General features: G+C 66.5%; 18 protein-coding genes and 1 pseudogene. 10 read left to right on the top strand and 9 right to left on the bottom strand.

Annotation, left to right across the window (positions count from 1 at the left end; translation table 11 throughout):
* The first annotated feature begins 1 nt into the window (after position 1).
* From ASD15_RS20290 to ASD15_RS20270, 5 genes are read left to right on the top strand one after another with little or no spacing between them, the layout of a single operon-like run.
* Positions 2–580: a cbb3-type cytochrome c oxidase subunit II gene (locus ASD15_RS20290; protein WP_057156856.1), complete on the top strand. Its 579-nt coding sequence runs from the start codon at positions 2–4 to the stop codon at positions 578–580.
* Positions 577–1,182 carry a cytochrome c gene (locus tag ASD15_RS20285; protein ID WP_057156855.1) on the top strand — a complete coding sequence of 202 codons (606 nt, stop codon included), beginning with the start codon at positions 577–579 and terminating at the stop codon, positions 1,180–1,182. The genes ASD15_RS20290 and ASD15_RS20285 overlap by 4 nt, the downstream gene beginning before the upstream one ends.
* Positions 1,157–1,915, top strand: coding sequence for an SCO family protein (locus ASD15_RS20280; RefSeq protein ID WP_082551999.1), 759 nt, complete (start codon positions 1,157–1,159; stop codon positions 1,913–1,915). The genes ASD15_RS20285 and ASD15_RS20280 overlap by 26 nt, the downstream gene beginning before the upstream one ends.
* The gene (locus tag ASD15_RS20275) at positions 1,912–2,571 is read left to right on the top strand and encodes a hypothetical protein (RefSeq protein WP_057156854.1); all 660 of its coding nucleotides are present in this window, start codon (positions 1,912–1,914) and stop codon (positions 2,569–2,571) included. The genes ASD15_RS20280 and ASD15_RS20275 overlap by 4 nt, the downstream gene beginning before the upstream one ends.
* 3 nt (positions 2,572–2,574) lie before the next feature.
* Entirely contained in the window at positions 2,575–2,952 is a 378-nt protein-coding gene (locus tag ASD15_RS20270) for a group III truncated hemoglobin (protein WP_057156853.1), read from the top strand.
* Between the two features lie 4 nt (positions 2,953–2,956).
* On the opposite strand, the gene ASD15_RS20265 is transcribed toward ASD15_RS20270, so the two are convergent.
* Positions 2,957–3,874, bottom strand: coding sequence for a LysR family transcriptional regulator (locus tag ASD15_RS20265; protein WP_057156852.1), 918 nt, complete (start codon positions 3,872–3,874; stop codon positions 2,957–2,959).
* Between the two features lie 100 nt (positions 3,875–3,974).
* Between ASD15_RS20265 and ASD15_RS20260 the strand changes: the two genes are divergently transcribed.
* From ASD15_RS20260 to ASD15_RS20250, 3 genes are all read left to right on the top strand, one after another.
* Positions 3,975–4,961 (top strand): aldo/keto reductase, encoded by a 987-nt coding sequence (locus ASD15_RS20260; RefSeq protein WP_057156851.1) that lies wholly within the window; start codon positions 3,975–3,977, stop codon positions 4,959–4,961.
* A gap of 71 nt (positions 4,962–5,032) precedes the next feature.
* Entirely contained in the window at positions 5,033–5,308 is a 276-nt protein-coding gene (locus ASD15_RS20255; RefSeq protein ID WP_057156850.1) for a DUF1971 domain-containing protein, read from the top strand.
* 43 nt (positions 5,309–5,351) lie between these two features.
* On the top strand, positions 5,352–6,371 hold the full coding sequence (locus ASD15_RS20250; RefSeq protein ID WP_057156849.1) for a transporter: 1,020 nt from the start codon (positions 5,352–5,354) through the stop codon (positions 6,369–6,371).
* Here ASD15_RS20250 and ASD15_RS20245 read toward each other — a convergent pair.
* Together ASD15_RS20245 and ASD15_RS20240 are read right to left on the bottom strand one after the other, a co-directional pair.
* Positions 6,372–6,795 (bottom strand): annotated as a pseudogene (locus ASD15_RS20245) (isochorismatase family protein).
* 29 nt (positions 6,796–6,824) lie between these two features.
* Entirely contained in the window at positions 6,825–7,691 is an 867-nt protein-coding gene (locus ASD15_RS20240; protein ID WP_057156848.1) for a pirin family protein, read from the bottom strand.
* 113 nt (positions 7,692–7,804) lie between these two features.
* On the opposite strand from ASD15_RS20240, the gene ASD15_RS20235 reads away from it, so the two are divergent.
* Positions 7,805–8,710, top strand: a complete 906-nt coding sequence (locus ASD15_RS20235; protein WP_057156847.1) for a LysR family transcriptional regulator — start codon at positions 7,805–7,807, stop codon at positions 8,708–8,710.
* A 7-nt stretch (positions 8,711–8,717) separates the two neighbouring features.
* On the opposite strand, the gene nagZ is transcribed toward ASD15_RS20235, so the two are convergent.
* The 6 genes from nagZ to ASD15_RS20205 all read right to left on the bottom strand — a co-directional run bounded on the left by nagZ (position 8,718) and on the right by ASD15_RS20205 (position 15,133).
* Positions 8,718–10,292 carry a beta-N-acetylhexosaminidase gene (gene nagZ, locus ASD15_RS20230; protein WP_057156846.1) on the bottom strand — a complete coding sequence of 525 codons (1,575 nt, stop codon included), beginning with the start codon at positions 10,290–10,292 and terminating at the stop codon, positions 8,718–8,720.
* A gap of 24 nt (positions 10,293–10,316) precedes the next feature.
* Complete coding sequence (locus tag ASD15_RS20225; protein WP_057156845.1) at positions 10,317–11,279, bottom strand: phytanoyl-CoA dioxygenase family protein; 963 nt, start codon at positions 11,277–11,279, stop codon at positions 10,317–10,319.
* Position 11,280: 1 nt separating this feature from the next.
* The gene (locus tag ASD15_RS20220; RefSeq protein ID WP_157201049.1) at positions 11,281–11,895 is read right to left on the bottom strand and encodes an N-acetyltransferase; all 615 of its coding nucleotides are present in this window, start codon (positions 11,893–11,895) and stop codon (positions 11,281–11,283) included.
* The gene (locus tag ASD15_RS20215; protein WP_057156843.1) at positions 11,892–13,358 is read right to left on the bottom strand and encodes a glycosyltransferase; all 1,467 of its coding nucleotides are present in this window, start codon (positions 13,356–13,358) and stop codon (positions 11,892–11,894) included. The genes ASD15_RS20220 and ASD15_RS20215 overlap by 4 nt, the downstream gene beginning before the upstream one ends.
* Positions 13,359–13,398: 40 nt before the next feature.
* Positions 13,399–14,694 (bottom strand): MFS transporter, encoded by a 1,296-nt coding sequence (locus ASD15_RS20210; protein ID WP_082551997.1) that lies wholly within the window; start codon positions 14,692–14,694, stop codon positions 13,399–13,401.
* A gap of 133 nt (positions 14,695–14,827) precedes the next feature.
* Positions 14,828–15,133, bottom strand: a complete 306-nt coding sequence (locus ASD15_RS20205) for a hypothetical protein (protein ID WP_307188292.1) — start codon at positions 15,131–15,133, stop codon at positions 14,828–14,830.
* A 41-nt stretch (positions 15,134–15,174) separates the two neighbouring features.
* On the opposite strand from ASD15_RS20205, the gene ASD15_RS20200 reads away from it, so the two are divergent.
* Positions 15,175–16,101 (top strand): bifunctional helix-turn-helix transcriptional regulator/GNAT family N-acetyltransferase, encoded by a 927-nt coding sequence (locus ASD15_RS20200; RefSeq protein ID WP_057156842.1) that lies wholly within the window; start codon positions 15,175–15,177, stop codon positions 16,099–16,101.
* Position 16,102: the final 1 nt, after the last annotated feature.

Genomic DNA, 16,102 nt, shown 5'->3' with positions numbered 1-16,102 from the left:
CATGCAAGACGAACTGAAACTGCTGGGCGGCGCCATGGTGACGCTGGCCCTGGCCACCTCGGCGCTGGTGGTGGTGCCGCACATCCAGCTGAGCAAGGCGGCGCCGCCGGCCGGGCTGAAACCCTACACCATGGCGCAGCAGCGCGGACGCGACGCCTACATCAGCAACGGCTGCGTGTACTGCCACTCGCAGCAGCCGCGCGACCGGGCGCAGGCACCGGACGACAAGCGCGGCTGGGGCCGCGCCTCGGTGGCCGCCGACTACCATTACGACAAGCCGCACCTGCTGGGCACCATGCGCACCGGGCCGGACCTGTTCAACATCGGCGCGCGCCAGCCCAGCGCCGACTGGCACCTGGGCCACCTGTACCAGCCGCGCGCCTACACGCCAGGCTCCATCATGCCGGCCTACCCCTACCTGTTCGACATCAAGGATGCCGCCGAGCCGGGCGACCGGGTGGTCACGCTGCCGCCGGGCTACAACCCGGCCGGCAAGATCGTCGTCGCCAAGCCGGAGGTGCTGGACATGGTGGCCTATCTGCAAGGGCTGGACCATACCTATCCGGTGATCCTCAAATGAAGACCGACCTGCCCCGCCACGACGCGCAGCAGCGCGAAAATCCCGACCCGCATGAACAGGGCCGCCCGGTACCCAAGCTGGTGCTGCTGACCGTCACGGCGGCATTCGCCTGGGCCATCTACTACATCCTCACTACCCAGGGCGACGACGATCCGGCGCTGGGCGACCGCCGCACCCTGTCCACCCTGATGGCCAAGCCGGCCGGCGCGCCCGGAGCGGCCGGCGCGGTGGACGGCGCACAGATCTACGGCGCGCAATGCGTGGCCTGCCACCAGGCCAGCGGCGCCGGCCTGCCCGGCGTATTCCCGCCGCTGGCCGGCTCCGAATGGGTGACCGGCAAGGAGGCGCTGGCCGCCGCCATCGTGCTGCACGGCGTGACGGGCAAGCTGACAGTCAAGGGTGCGGCTTATAATGGCCAGATGCCTGCCTTCAAGGACAAGCTGAACGACGCCGAACTGGCAGCGGTGCTCACTCATATCCGTAGCCAGTTCGGCAACAGCGCGGCCAGTGTGGGCGCGGACGCGGTGAAAGCCGTGCGCGAGGAAGGCAAGGAGCGTAAAGATCCATGGAATGGCGATGAAGAGCTGGAAAAACGCAAGTAGCACCTACCGTACCGCTGCAGCCCTGCTGCTGCTCGCCGCCCTCGGCACGGCGGCCCTGTATACCGGCACCTCCGGCTTTCGTGTCATCTCGACCGAAGCCGGACGGCGCCTCGACATCGCGGAAAACCCGCGCACGCTGCCGGTGGCGCAGGTGGTGGCCGCCACGGGCCAGCCGCAGCCGGCCACGCTGGCACAGGCCCTGCGCGACGACCCGCGCGTGGCCATCGTCACCTTCATCTACACGCAGTGCAACGCCATGTGTTCGATCCTGGGCTCCGAGGTGCAGCAGATGCAGGATGCGCTGCGCCAGCGCGGCCTGCAGGACAAGGTGCGCCTGATCAGCATCAGCTTCGACCCGCGCGACACGCCGCAGCTGCTTGCCAGCTATGCCGGCAAGCAAAAGGCCCTGCCGGAGAGCTGGCAGTTCCTCGCCATGCCGGATGCGAAACAGCGCCAGCAGGTTCTGGACACTTTCGGCATCGTCGTGCTGCCGGCCCCGTTGGGCGAGTTCGAACACAACGCCGCTTTCCACCTGGTGGACCAGCAAGGCCGCCTGGCGCGCGTGGTCGATTTCACCGACGGCAAGGGCGCGCTCAATACCGCACTGGCCATGGCAGGCGCGGGGCCGGGCTCAGCCCCCGCCGCCGTCCGGGCCGGCGCTGCCCCGCTCCCGGCGGCGGCCATGGCGCCGTCCGCCGCGGCAGGCACGGCTGCCGCAGGAGCCGCGCTGTGAACCGCGCCGCGAGCCAGGACACCTCCGCTGCGGCAGCGGCCGAAGCGCCGGCCCACAAACTGGCCAGGCGCGACCGGCCGCGGCTGCGGCTGTTCGGCCAGCTCTGCGGCGCGCTGCTGCTGGGCGCGGCCTTCCTGTTGCGCGACCTGCTGGAAGCGACCATGCTGGGCCACATGGTGCTGCAAATTCCCGTCATCTTCTTCGGCGGCCTGCTGCTGTTCGGACGCGCCGTGCGCAACAGCGCACCGTTCGCCAGCATAGACCGCCACGGCCTCACCGGCCTCACCGCGCTGCTCATCGTCAGCAGCTACTGGATGATACCGCGCGCGCTCGAATTCACCCTCACCATGCCGGGCTACGAGCTGGCCAAATTCGCCTCCTGGGCGCTGCTGGGGGCCGCGCTGCCGGCCTCCATCGCGCGCGCCAACATCGTCATCCAGCTGTTCTATCTGGGGAATTTCTGCGCCATGACCGCCATCGCCGGCATGCTGTACCAGGACGTGCCCGAACAGCTCTGCAACGCCTACCTGAAGGACGACCAGGCGCTCACCGGCGCCTTCCTCATCATCCTTGCCGTGGCGGCGGCCGTAGGCTGGTGCATCTACCGTTTTCCGGCGCTGAACGCGCCCACCCCGCCCGCCCCCGTCCGAAAGTAAGCCATGCAGTACGAAGAACTGAACACCGCCACCATCACCGCCCTGGTCCACCAATTCTACGACGGTGTGCGCGCCGATCCGGAACTGGGGCCGGTGTTCGACGCCGCCATCGGCGACAACTGGGACCCCCACCTGGCGCGCATGGTGGCGTTCTGGAGCACCGTCATGATGGGCACCAAGCAGTTCCAGGGCAATGTGTTCGGCACCCACATGCAGCTGGCCGGCATCGAACCGCAGCACTTCCGCCGCTGGCTGGCGCTGTTCGAGACGACCGCCGCGCGCCTGTTCGCGCCCGCGCTGGCCGATGAATTCCTCGCCGTGGCGCGCCGCATCGCCGCCAGCCTGCAATACGGCTTTTTCGGCAAGGTCGTCGCGCAGTAAGCTTTCAGCGCAGCCTGGCCAGCGATTGCTGGGCGCGTATGATATTCACCAGCGTGCGCAACGCGGGATGGTTGTGCCGCCGGCTGCTGTAATACATGTGGAACGGCTCGCCCCTGGCCGCGTGCTCCTCCAGCACCAGTTGCAGGCTGCCGTCCGCCAGCTCCCCGGCAATGCGCTGCTCCAGGAAATACGCCAGCCCCACGCCCGCCTTCGCGGCGGCGATCGAGCTGGCAGTATCGTTGATCGTGATCGCGCCGGGCACGCGGAGGCGGCATTTCTTGCGTCCCCGGCCCAGTTCCCACTTGTAGCTTGAATTATCCCCCAGCAGCAGCTGCAGGCAGTTATGCCCGGCCAGGTCGGCCGGCTGCAGCGGTTCGCCGCGCGCGGCCAGGTAAGACGGCGCCGCCGCCACCACCCAGCGCTGCGGCCCGCTCAGCGGCACCGAGATCATGTCCTCCGGGATGTAATGGCCGTAGCGGATGCCGGCGTCGTACCCCTCCGCCACGATATCGATGGGCCGGTCCTCCACCACCACGGTGAGCCGCACCTCCGGGCAGAGCCGGGCGAATTCAGGCAGGGCCGGGTCGATCAGCAAATGCGCCGCGTCCGCGAAGACATTGATGCGCAACTCGCCATAGCGGCCGGCGCCGGGCGCGTCCAGCTCGGCCAGCGCCTGGCCGATCTTGTCGAACCCTTCCTCCAGGCGCTGCGCCAGCGAGCGTCCGGTATCGGTCGGCGCAAGCGCCCGGCTGGAGCGGTTCAGCAGCTTGGCGCCGAGCCGCTCCTCCAGCCTGCGCATGGCGTGGCTGACCGCCGACGGCGTCAGCCCAAGCTGGATGGCCGCGCCCTTGAAACTGCCGCTGCGCATAATGGTGAGAAAGACCCGCAGGTCGGCGAGTTCGATGCGGTCGAATACGGACATGATTTTTCTTCACTATCACGATGAAATTGCTTCATCTTAAATCCTATCACGGCGCTCCCGATACCCGCTATAACTATGGGCTCGCACATAGGAGCATTTCATGAAACAAAGAATATTCGGCAGCACCGGGCAGAGCGTATCGGAAATCGGCTTTGGCGCATGGGCCATCGGCGGCGCCTGGGGCGACGTATCGAAAGAGGACGCGAAAGCGGCCCTGCATGCGGCGCTGGACGAGGGCATGACCTTCATCGACACGGCGGACGTCTACGGCGACGGGCGCTCGGAGCAGATCGTGGCCGAGGTGCTGAAGGAACGCGGCGGCCCCAAGCCGTTCGTGGCCACCAAGATCGGCCGGCGCTCGTCGCCCCACGTGGCGCAGGCCTACAACCCGCAGTCCCTGGCCGCCTACGTCGAGCGCTCGCTGGTCAATCTGCAGACGGACTGCCTGGACCTTGTCCAGTTGCACTGTCCGCCGCCGGCCATCTACTACCAGCCCGAGGTGTTCGGCTTCATGGACCAGCTGGTGGCCGACGGAAAAATCCGCCACTACGGCGTCTCCGTTGAAAAGGTGGAAGAAGGCCTGAAGGCGATCGAGTACCCGAACGTCCAGTCGGTGCAGATCATCTACAACATCTTCCGCCAGCGCCCCTCGGCACTGTTCTTTGCCGAAGCGAAGCGGCGCCAGGTTGGCGTCATCGCGCGCGTGCCGCTGGCTTCCGGCCTGTTGGCCGGCAAAATGAACGCCGCCACCGCCTTTGCCGCCGATGACCATCGCGCCTTCAACCGCAACGGCGAAGCCTTCGACAAAGGCGAAACCTTCTCCGGCGTGCCGTACGAGGTGGCGCTGGCCGCCGTGGAAGAAATCCGCAGCCTGCTCCCGGGCGGTGTCGCCATGGCGCAGTTTGCGCTGCGCTGGATACTGATGGAAGACGCCGTCGGCACCGTCATTCCGGGCGCGAAGAACCCGCTGCAGGCGCAGGCCAACGCGCGCGCCAGCGCACTGCCAGCGCTGGATGCCGACGCCATGGCTGCGCTGCGCAGCATCTACGCCCGGCGCATCGCGCCCCATGTCCACCACCGCTGGTAAAACATTCATTTTAAATGCATGTTCATTGGTTTTCAACTACAATGGCTTAACACATCAAACGGGAGCCATCGATGAAAACCCTGCCAGACAACGTCGCCTTCTACAAAAGCAGCGCCGACTTCACCGAACACACGGTGCCGGCGGCGCTGCAGCGCAACCACAGCACCGCCGCCGGCGTATGGGGCCGCATCGCGGTGCTGGAAGGCGCCCTGCTGTACCACATCAGCGGGCCGGAGAAGGAAACCGTCCGCCTGACGCCCGAGCAGCCCGGCGTTGTCGAGCCGCGCATTCTGCATGAAGTGGAGATCATCGGACCGGTGCGCTTCCGCGTGGACTTCCACCGGTAACAGCAGTTTGCTATGCTTGCGGCACTCAAACTTGGAGATGCCCATGCAGATCAACGCGCCCGCCTATGGATCGGACCAATCCGGCCTGGTCTGCGGCTATTTGTTCGGACGCGATCATCAGCCCCTGCCGATCGAGTCGGACGCCGCCCGCGAATGGCTGGCGCAGCCCGGCCACCACGAGGGCGAATTCATCTGGCTGCACTTCAACCTGGCCAACACCGCCAGCGAGAAATGGATGAACGAGCACGTGGCGCTGGCCGAGGAATTCTATGAAAGCCTGCATGAAGGCCAGCGCTCGACGCGCATCGAACTGGCCGACAACGCGCTGATCGCTGTCGTCAACGACGTGGTGCACGATTTTTCGTTCGACCCGTCCGACATCGCCACGCTGTGGCTGAGCGTGGACCGGCAAGTGGTCATCAGCGCGCGGCGCCAGCCGCTGAAGGCCATTGAAGGCTTGCGCCAGGCGGTGCGCGCGGGCGAGCCGATACGTTCGCCGGTGGAACTGCTGACCCACCTGCTGCGCGACCAGGCCGACGCACTGGTGAAGATCGTGCGCGACGCCATCAGCCGCGTCGATGGCATCGAGGACAACCTGCTGCAAGGCAAGCTGAAGCGCAAGCGGACCGACCTGGGCGCGCTGCGGCGCGTGCTGGTGCGCCTGCGCCGCCTGCTGGCGCCGGAACCGGCGGCGCTGTTCCGCCTGCTGCAAAAACCGCCCGCCTGGGTGGCCGACGTGGACAGCGAAGAGCTGCGCGCGGCCACCGAGGAATTCGCCGTGGTGCTGAACGACATGGCCTCGCTGCAGGAACGCATCAAGTTGCTGCAGGAAGAAATCGCCGCGCAGGTCAACGAGAGCAACAATCAGAGCCTGTACGTGCTGACCATCGTCACGGTGCTGGCCCTGCCCATCAACATCATCGCCGGCCTGCTGGGCATGAACGTGGGCGGCGTGCCGATGGCGGACGACCCGGCCGGTTTCTGGGTGGTCGCCTTCATCGTCGCCGCCTTCACCGCCATCGCCGGCTGGCTGGTGTACCGCAAGCAGCAGGACCAGGACTGATCAACCCTTGGCCGTGAGCGTGCTGTAGCTGGTAATCAGATTGCGATAATCGGGGATGTGGTTGGAGAACAGCGTGCCCAGTCCCTCGATGTCATTGCGCCAGTCACGGTGCAGTTCGCACGCCACGCCGAACCAGCTCATTAGCTGCGCCCCGGCCTGCGACATGCGGTCCCACGCGGCATGGCGGGTGATCTCGTTGAAGGTGCCCGAGGCGTCCGTCACCACGAACACGTCATACCCCTCCTCGAGCGCGGACAGCGCCGGAAACGCGACGCACACCTCCGTCACGACGCCGGCGATGATCAGCTGCTTCTTGCCCGTTGCCCGGGTCGATGTCGCGCACCAGCGACAGCAAGCCGGCCTGGTGGTCGACCAGCAGTACGGCAGCATTATTCTTGTCCAGGCGGACGTAAGGTTTGCTCATGGTGATACTCCTTGGTTGGCGGGCCGGATTCAGCGCGCGATGCGCGCGAACCGCCCCTGGTTGAAATCATCGATTGCCTGCGCGATTTCGGCCTGCGTGTTCATCACGAAAGGACCATGGCCCACCACCTGCTCCTCGATCGGCTCGCCGCTCAGCAACAGCACCGCCGCGTCGCCGTCGGCGTCGATGCGCACACCGCTGCCGCTGCGCTCCAGCAGCACCATCTGCGCTTCGCGCGCTGGCGCGCCGCCGTTCACGCGCACCGCGCCGTGCAGCACCACCAGCATGGTGGTCCAGCCATCCGCCGCAGGCAGATCGGCGCCGGCGCCGCCGTTCAGCCGCATGTCCCACACCTGCATCGGCGTAAAGGTGCGCGCCGGGCCGATGCGGCCGGCGTACTGGCCGGCGATCACGCGCAGCGTGATCGCCCCTTCCGCCAGCGGCGCCACGGGAATATCGGCATCCACGATGGCCTGGTAGCCCGGCGCCGCCAGCTTGTTCTTGGCAGGCAGGTTCACCCACAGCTGCACCATGTCCAGCGTGCCGCCGTCGCGGGTGAAAGCGCTGGAATGGAACTCCTCGTGCAGGATGCCGCCGCCGGCCGTCATCCATTGCACGTCGCCGGGGCCGATCACGCCGCCGTTGCCGGCCGAATCGCGATGCGCCACTTCGCCTTTGTAGACGATGGTCACCGTTTCGAAACCGCGGTGCGGATGCTGGCCCACACCGCGCGGCGCTGACGATGGCGCGAAATCGGTCGGTCCGGCACGGTCCAGCAGCAGAAAGGGACTCAGCGCCCTGGCATCGTTGTGGTACGAGAACAGCGAGCGCACCGGAAAGCCGTCGCCAACCCAATGCTGGCGGTCATTGCCATAAACACCAATTGTCTTTTTCATCGCCTGTCCCCGGTTTCGTTGATGGCTAAAGCATAGAACTGAAACAATGGCTTGCAAAGACGGTAAAATCCACCTTCAGAGTCCTATCTTTAGAACAGTAGCCAGAACACCCCATGCAAGATTTGAACGATCTCTACTACTTCGTGCAGGTTGTCGACCACGCCGGATTCGCGCCTGCCGGGCGTGCGCTGGGCATACCGAAGTCCAAGCTCAGCCGGCGCATTGCGCTGCTGGAAGAGCGGCTGGACGCGCGCTTGCTGCAGCGCTCCACGCGCAGTTTCGCGGTGACGGAACTGGGGCAGGCTTACTACAGCCGCTGCAAGGCCATGCTGGTGGAGGCCGAAGCCGCGCAGACCGTGATCGAAGCCACGCATGCGGAACCCTGCGGCACGGTGCGATTGTCCTGCCCCATCGGCCTGCTGCACGCGCGCGTGGGGCCGATGCTGGCGGCATTCGCCGTCAAGTATCCGGAGGTGACGGTGCAGCTGGTGGCGCTGAACCGCGCCGTGGACGTGATTTCGGAAGGACTGGACCTGGCGCTGCGCGTGCGTCCCCTGCCGCTGAGCGACAGCGACCTGACCATGCGCGTGCTGGGCTACGCCGGGCAGTGCCTGGTGGCGGCGCCGGCGCTGGTGGAACGCTACGGCATGCCGCAGTCGCCGATGGAGCTGGCGCAGTGGCCCAGCCTGGGCGCCGGCCCAGCGCTGGAAGGAAACGTATGGGATCTGCATGGCCCGGACGGCGCCCAGGCGGCGCAGCACTATGGTCCCAAGTTCATCACCAGCGACATGACCATGCTGCGCCACGCTGCCCTGGCGGGCATCGGCGTGGTCAAGCTGCCGCTGATGATGGTACACGAACAGCTGGCCGACGGCAGCCTGGTGCGGCTGCTGCCGGGCTGGTCGCCGCCGAAGGAGGTGATCCATGCCGCCTTCCCCACCCGGCGCGGCCTGATCCCCTCGGTGCGCGGCCTGCTCGACTACCTTGCCGAACAGTTCGCGCAGATCGACGAGGTGTAGCGGCGCGCTAGGCGGCGGCGCCGGCGGCCACGCCCTTGCCCGCCACGGCCCCCAGCAGCCGGTCCACCACCGGCTCCAGCGCAGCCGGACGGCAGCCGAATGACGCAAGGCGGCCCTGCGCGCCGGGCGCCAGGTCCAGGTCGTACGGCAAGCGGCCGGCCACCACCCACAGGCGCTCGGGCGGCAGCGCGGCCAGCAGGCGGCGCTGGCCGGACACCAGCATGGCGTTGTAGGTCTGCACCACGATCTGCTGCGCGCCCTCCACAAACGCCAGCGCTTCGCCGATTTCGTCGTCCGGCGCGTCCGCCGCCAGCGCATACTCGCGCGCCGCCGCACCGGCCCGCCGCAGCGCCGCCAGCATGGAACTGCGCGCTTCCTTGTTGCGGCCCGTGGCCACTTCATCGATCTCGGTCCGGTCGCGCACTTCAAAGGTCAGCAGCGCCACCGGCAGCGACAGGTCGAGCGGCCGGAACGATCCGGCTTGCGTCAGCGCCGCGTACTGGATCTTGCGCGACAAAGCCTGCGCCTCGGGCGTCATCAGCGCCGGCGGCTCCGCCGGGCGCTCGCGCCAGGCCTGCACTGCGCGCGCCTGTTTCAGCTTGCGCACGCGGCGCAGCGCCTCGTCGATGCGCGCTTCCGGAACGCCGCCCTGCTGCACCGCGCGCAGCACGGCGGCGATCGCAGCGTGCTGGCGGTCCTCGCGGTGCGACACCAGCACGATATCGGTGCCAGCCAGCAGCGTTGCCACCGCGCCGGCAGCCACGCCCACGCCCTCCGATATCGCGCCCATCTCCAGGCAGTCGGAAATGACGGCGCCGTCGTAACCCATTTCTTCACGCAGCAGGCCGGTGAGTACATTGCGCGACAGCGTGGCCGGCAGGCTGGCGTCCGGTTCGAAGGCCGGGAAAGCCACGTGGGCCGTCATGATGGCGTCCACGCCGGCGTCGATGGCGGCGCGGAACGGCGCCAGCTCCACTTCGCGCAGGCGCTCCTGCCCGTGCAGCACGGACGCCATCGCGTAGTGCGAGTCCACGGCCGTGTCGCCATGGCCTGGGAAGTGCTTGGCGGTGACGATGGCGCCGGCGCGCTGCTGGCCGCGCATGGCCGCGATGCCGTAGCGGATCACGGTGTCCGCGTCTTCGCCGTAGGCACGCACGCCGATCACCGGGTTGAGCGGATTGTTGTTCACGTCCAGCACCGGCGCGAGCAGCATGTTGACGCCGATCTGGCCCATCTCGTCGCCGTTGACGAAATTCATCTGCTCGCAGTGCGCCACCGCGCCGGCGGCCTGGAACGCCATGGCGGCCGGTATCGGCGTCACGCCCTGCTCGATGCGCATCACCATGCCGCCTTCCTGGTCCAGCGCGATCAGCAGCGGCTGCTCGCTCACTTCCGCGTTGATCTCCTGCAGGCTGCGGCACAGCGCCGACACCTGCTGCGGCGTATGCACGTTGCGCCGGAACAGGATCACGCCCCCCACCCGCTGCTCCCGTATCAGCCGCGCAATGGCGGCGTCGGGCTCCAGCCCGTCGAAGCCGACCATGAACAGTTGTCCGATTTTGTGCGCCAGTTCGTCTGCCATTTCCGTACTCTCCTCGTGTAAAAATTATTCGTTCCAGCCGCGCAGGCCGAGCAGCCGTTCACCCAGGCCGCTCAGCTGCGCGGTGGCGTAGCAGGTCTGCTCCTTGCGGCGCGGATCGCCGTGCAGGCTGTAGCCTTCCGGCGCCAGCCGCTCGCGCCAGGAACGGATGCGCCATGCGCGCAGTTCGGCGTTGTCCTCCTGCGCCGGCATCATCGATATGTACTGCGCGATGCGCACCTTCTCCGCCGAGCGGTTCTGGCGTATGCCGTGACACAGCCTGCTGTTGAAAATCAGCAGATCGCCCTTCTTCAGCGGCACCCTCACGTGCGGCAGGTCCGCCACCTTGGGGCGGTACCAGTCCCAATCGTCCGGCTGCTGCGCGCGCCACGACGCGTAGTTGCGGAACAGATCGGGGATACAGACGAAGCCGCCCACCTCCTCGTCCACCTGGTCGCTGATGGACAGCACGCCCTGTACGTTCTGCGGGTCTGTATCCGGGTCGTAATCCCAATGCATGAAGCTCTTGAACTCGAAGCCCGGCTCTGGCGGCAGATTCAGGTTCACGCGGTCTATCGACACCCACAGGTCCTCGCGGCCCCACACATCCACGAACGCGTCGTACACGCGCTGCGACTGGCGCGCATCCCACAGGTGCTGGTGGTTGTACAGTTCCACCATGCCGGCGTTGAAACTCAGTTCGGTCTTGCGCAGGCGCGACTTCTCCGGCGGGTACCAGGTCGAGGGATCGCGGGGGTCCATCTCTTCGAAGTCCCAGATCAGGCTTTCGATCTGCGCCACCTTGTCCGCAGCGATAGCCTGCCTGATCACCACGTAGCCGTTGTTCACCCAGCATGCCCAGTCCTGCTCGGACAGCACCCGCAGCGGCTCGCCGTGCCGGCGGCCGTTCAATCGCGCCGCGCCGGCGCCGACAGTGGACAGGTTGCGGCGCGCGATACTGTTCTTGCCGATCGATTCGATGCTTTGCATTTCAGTCCCCGCTTAGTTGGTATTCAAGGAAGTGCAGCCGGTCGAAGAACAGCTCGTAGGCGTAGCCGAAGCTGTCGCATCGCGTGAAACCGCGCCGCAGATAGATGGGCATGGCGGCGCTGCTTTCCCACACCGTCAGTACGATGCGCGGACAGGCGCGGCTGCGCGCCAGGCGTTCGATCTCCGCCAGCATGTGGGCGAACCAGCCGCGCCCCTGGCAGCGCGCCTCGATCGCCAGGCTGCCGACCAGGAAGTCTTCGTCGCGCGCGTTGCGGGCGATGAAGGCGTCGTACGCGGCATCCATGTCCCTCACCTCGTCGCGGTAGTGGGATACCGCTGGCACGGACGCGAACTCGCGCACGGTGGCAGCGGTGAAAAAGCCGGCGAAGCCACCGCCGCCGCGCTCCACCATGCCATGCACATGGCCGATGTAGGGCTCGATGTTCTGCCGCCGCTGCAGGTCGCGCAGCGGCAGGCGCAGCTTGTTCCCCGCCGAGCAGTACTCCAGGTAGCTGGTGGAAAACAGCAGCTCGGCCATGCGGTCGCGGACAGCGTCATCGAGCGCGGCGCCGGAAACGAACGTCACTGGAACCGGTGGCCGCAACAAGGCACTCATTGGGCGCTCCTGCGGCCATCCTGCGCCACGCCGTGGCGAGCCAGGCGCAGCACCACCTGTTCGCGTTGTCCGTTGCCGCGCGTCGGACACCAGTAGTCCCCGCCGAGGATGCGGTCCGCGTTGCGCGCCAGCAGATAGGCTGCGAACAGCGTGTTCACCCGGTCCAGCAACTGGTCCTGCGACAGGAAGGAATAATAGTTGCAGCTTTCCGGCTGCGCGCGCAATTGCGGGGCATACGCCATGCGCGGCACTTCGCGGAACCAGGCCAGTTCCGACACGGTCTCCAGCTCCAGCGCGTGCCCTAGCCGCCAGCCGCGCTGCTCCAGCGCCGCCACACATTCAAGATAGCTGCGCTCCTCGTCGGCGCTGAAGGGCACCGCCGCACCGGTGATCGCGTCAACCCGCAAGCGCATACCGCGCAGGCCGCCCACCACCGCCTCCGGCTGGCCGTCGTGCAGCACCGCGTGGCGCCGCGTCATGTCGTGGTAGGCGAGGAAGGTCTGGCCGATGTGGCGGTGCCATTCGCCGTACGTCGCCTGGTGCAGCAGCGCCGCGTAGTCCTGCATTGCGGCAGCATCCGTACGCTGCGGCGGATGCGGCATGCCGTCCAGGTTGCGGTCCATGGCGGCGAGGATCTGGCGCAGCGCGCCATTGCCACGCCGCGCCACCAGCATGCCGTTTTCATCCTTGATCAGATTGAGCCACGAAACGAAGGTGGCGTTGATTTGCTGCGTTTGCGGATCGAAGGCGAAGTTCACATAGTCGGGCACTTCCGGCTTGGCCAGGAAAGCGGTGGCGGCGCGGTAAGGCATCGTATCCGCATCCAGGTAGATCCCGCCGGCCTCGTACAGGATCAGGAGGCGGAAATAGTCGGCCAGGTTCACGTAGCAGCGCGCCGCGTGCAGCTGCTCGAACAGCGCCAGCCGCTGCGGGGCGCGCGCCTGCGCCAGCTTGCGCAGCGAATGCACGGCCAGCACATCGCGCCCCACCACATAACCGCCGATGGCCCAGCCGCCGATATCGCGGCCCACGCGGAACGAGGGATCGCCGCGCAGCTGCGCCGCGTCCCACACCCACAGCACCAGTTCGTATTCCGGATCATCCGGCGCCTGCACCTCGGCGATGGCGGCTTCCCATTGGCAGATGGCTTGCCGGGCGCCGTCCGGCAAGGGGCCGCCCATCCAGATGCGGTGCATCAGCAACTCCTCCGGCGCCAGCGTCTGGGTCGGGATGCCGATCAGCGACGACACCCGGCGCGCGTCGAACAGCGCAAACTGTTCGCGCACCAGCTGGCGCACCTGCTCCAGCTGCCGCCGGTAGCCCTCCTCCAGCAAATGCAGGCGGGCGCTGTGTTCGCACTGCGCACTGGGATCCTGGCGGCAGAAAGCCTCCCATTGCTTGCACGTGACGAAAGCGGACTTTAAATCTTTGATCAGAACTTCATACTCAAGATCGAAACTCATCAGATTCTCTCCAGGCAGTCGGTGACAAAAGAAGGCAGCGTTAAGCGGTGTCCGCCACCGGTAACGCGCTTGGCGCGGCTGGCGCGCCACTGCCCGCAGCTTCGCGCGCCGCATGGCGGCTGGCGGCACGCCGCAGGGCAAGGAACAGGAACACGCCAAGCGGCGCGTTCATCAGCGCGTAGGCGCCGAGCGCATAGTCGAAATGCGCGCAAACCGCGTTATACAGCTCAAGGCCGGCGGCCAGGTAGAGGCAGTACAACAAGCTCATGGCGCACGACGTCAGGTTCATGGAAACGCCGGTGGCGGTCAGCGCGATGCGCAGCAACGCGCCGTTGAACAGGCCGAAGCCGGCCGAATAGACGAACATGCAGAGCACGAACATGTGGCCCTGCCGGTACAACAAGGCGGCGCCGGCCATGCCCACCAGCGCCAGCGCCCCGCCCTGCCGCAGCAGGCGCGCCAGCGAGAAGCCCTCGCCCAGGCGCTGGATCGCCAGCGTGCTGCAGACGAAGCCGCAGAAGATGGCGCACTGCCAGGCGATGTAGGTGCCGTAGGGAGCACCCATGCGCTGCAGGACGATCGCGGGCGACAGCCCTATCCACGCGGTCAGCGGCGTGATGGCGCAAGCCGCGACAAAAATGCCGAACATGAACGTGCGGTTGGTGAAGATGGCGCGGTAGCTGGCCGCGAGGCTGCGCGGCGCGGCCGGCACCTGCGCCGCGGCTGCGGGGATTGAGGCCGAAGTTGCGGCCGAAGTTGCGGCCGGGGCCGCGGCATAACCGGGCATGGTGCGGAACAGGCCTACCCAGGCCACCGCGCCCAGCACAAACGCGATGCCAAAAATGGCGCGCCAGTCCAGCACCGTAATGACGGCGCTGCCGATCACCGGCCCGATCAGCGGCGCGAACACGGTAGTGTTGCCCATCAGGGAAGTCATCTTGACCGCCCGCTCGTCGTCCAGCAGTTCGTGCACGGCGGCGTAGCCGATAAAGATGAAGCACGAGCCCATGCCCTGGAAGAAGCGAATGGCAAGGAATTGCGTGATGGTCTGCGCGAACGGCACCAGCAGCGTAGCGGCGAGGAACAGCGCATTCCCGGCCAGCATGACCTTGCGCTTGCCGATGCGGTCGGCCACCGGTCCCAGGAAAATCTGCAGCGTACTGCCACCCAGGATGTACAGGCTCAGCGACAGCCCAATCGCGTGGCTGGACGACTGGAACTCGCGCACCACCTGCGGCATGGCCGGCATGATCATGTCGTTGGACAGGTAAACCGCCATTTCGTACAACAGGAAAAACAGGCAGAAATACAGCAACCGCTTATTCGTTTGCGCCATTGCGCCCCCTTTTGCAAGTCAGCCACGGACAACACCAAGTCACTACAACTTTGCAATTTGGTATCTAACTGGACTGTATACTATCGCAATTGGTAATGCATTGGTATTTATTTTTTGCTATTCCCGCGTGGAATTAGCTGTGTCCGTACGGTTCGTGCCGCGCCGCGTAGGCGCCACGGACGTGCTGGGCGATGTAGGTGCTGAGGCCACTTCCGCTGCGCGCAAGGCGCTGCATGCGCCGGACATGGGTACGCCCCGCGCTGGCGACAGTGTAGGTGTAGACCGCGCCCCCGGCGAACTGCACGTCGATGGCGTCGGCCCGTATGGCATAGGCGGTCACCCCTGAGGTGCCGCTGAGGTCTCGATAGCGCTCCATCGCGCCAATGTAGCGCGCCTTGCGGATCGCCGCCGCCAGCGTGAGGTTGACATTGTTGCCCAAGGCAAGCAATAATCTGCCAAAGGCAAATTAATGGAGCCGCCATGCATACCAGTCTGGAAGAACGCATCGACATCGTCCGCCGCTTCAACCGCGCCTACACCCACCAGATAGGTGTGCTCAACGAGCATCTGCTGGACAGCGGCTTCTCGCTGACCGAAGCACGCATCCTGTACGAACTGGCGCACAGGACCGGCATCACCAGTTCGGACCTGTGCCGCGAGCTCGGCCTGAACGCAGGCTATCTGAGCCGGGTGATTGCCGGCTTCGAGAAAAAAGGGCTGGTGGCCAGGACGCGCTCGCACACCGACGCGCGTGCCGCCCGGCTGGAGCTGACCGGCCAGGGCCGCGATACGTTCGGGCAGCTGAACGAGGCTTCAAAGCGCGCAGTGCGGACCATGCTGGATCGGCTGCCGCCGCAACTGCAGCACGACCTGGTTGAGGCCATGGGCCAGATCCAGGGCCTGCTGGGTGCGCCCTCGTCCAGCTACATCCTGCGCAACCCGCAGCCCGGCGACATGGGCTGGATCGTGCATCGGCAAACGGTCATGTATGCGCAGGAGTACGGCTGGAACAACGAGTACGAAGCGCTGGCTGCGGAGATCACCGCCAATTTCATCCGCGACTTCGACGCAGCATCCGAGCGCTGCTGGATCGCGGAAAAGGACGGCAAGGTGGTCGGCTCCGTGTTCGTCGTGCGCCAGGACGCGACCACCGCCAAGCTGCGCATGCTCTACGTCGATCCAAGCGCGCGCGGCAGGGGTATCGGCGGCCGGCTGGTGGACGAATGCCTGCGCTTCGCCCGCCAGGCCGGCTACAAGACGATGGTCCTGTGGACCAACAGCGTCCTCACCGGCGCCCGCCGCATCTACGACAAGGCCGGCTTCCAGCTGATCGAAGAAGCGCCGCAGCGCAATTTCGGCAAAGACCTGATCAGCCAGGTATTCGCGCGCGAGCTGGCTATGCCCTGAA

This window comes from Massilia sp. Root351 (assembly GCF_001425045.1).
GTDB lineage: Bacteria > Pseudomonadota > Gammaproteobacteria > Burkholderiales > Burkholderiaceae_D > Rugamonas.
This window is presented reverse-complemented; position numbering and strand designations above follow the sequence as displayed.

Coding starts and splice junctions, on each gene's coding strand:
- ASD15_RS20290 (WP_057156856.1), top strand. CDS start 2: ATGCAAGACGAACTGAAACTGCTGGGCGGCGCCATGGTGACGCTGGCC.
- ASD15_RS20285 (WP_057156855.1), top strand. CDS start 577: ATGAAGACCGACCTGCCCCGCCACGACGCGCAGCAGCGCGAAAATCCC.
- ASD15_RS20280 (WP_082551999.1), top strand. CDS start 1,157: ATGAAGAGCTGGAAAAACGCAAGTAGCACCTACCGTACCGCTGCAGCC.
- ASD15_RS20270 (WP_057156853.1), top strand. CDS start 2,575: ATGCAGTACGAAGAACTGAACACCGCCACCATCACCGCCCTGGTCCAC.
- ASD15_RS20265 (WP_057156852.1), bottom strand. CDS start 3,874: ATGTCCGTATTCGACCGCATCGAACTCGCCGACCTGCGGGTCTTTCTC.
- ASD15_RS20260 (WP_057156851.1), top strand. CDS start 3,975: ATGAAACAAAGAATATTCGGCAGCACCGGGCAGAGCGTATCGGAAATC.
- ASD15_RS20255 (WP_057156850.1), top strand. CDS start 5,033: ATGAAAACCCTGCCAGACAACGTCGCCTTCTACAAAAGCAGCGCCGAC.
- ASD15_RS20250 (WP_057156849.1), top strand. CDS start 5,352: ATGCAGATCAACGCGCCCGCCTATGGATCGGACCAATCCGGCCTGGTC.
- ASD15_RS20240 (WP_057156848.1), bottom strand. CDS start 7,691: ATGAAAAAGACAATTGGTGTTTATGGCAATGACCGCCAGCATTGGGTT.
- ASD15_RS20235 (WP_057156847.1), top strand. CDS start 7,805: ATGCAAGATTTGAACGATCTCTACTACTTCGTGCAGGTTGTCGACCAC.
- nagZ (WP_057156846.1), bottom strand. CDS start 10,292: ATGGCAGACGAACTGGCGCACAAAATCGGACAACTGTTCATGGTCGGC.
- ASD15_RS20225 (WP_057156845.1), bottom strand. CDS start 11,279: ATGCAAAGCATCGAATCGATCGGCAAGAACAGTATCGCGCGCCGCAAC.
- ASD15_RS20220 (WP_157201049.1), bottom strand. CDS start 11,895: ATGAGTGCCTTGTTGCGGCCACCGGTTCCAGTGACGTTCGTTTCCGGC.
- ASD15_RS20215 (WP_057156843.1), bottom strand. CDS start 13,358: ATGAGTTTCGATCTTGAGTATGAAGTTCTGATCAAAGATTTAAAGTCC.
- ASD15_RS20210 (WP_082551997.1), bottom strand. CDS start 14,694: ATGGCGCAAACGAATAAGCGGTTGCTGTATTTCTGCCTGTTTTTCCTG.
- ASD15_RS20200 (WP_057156842.1), top strand. CDS start 15,175: ATGCATACCAGTCTGGAAGAACGCATCGACATCGTCCGCCGCTTCAAC.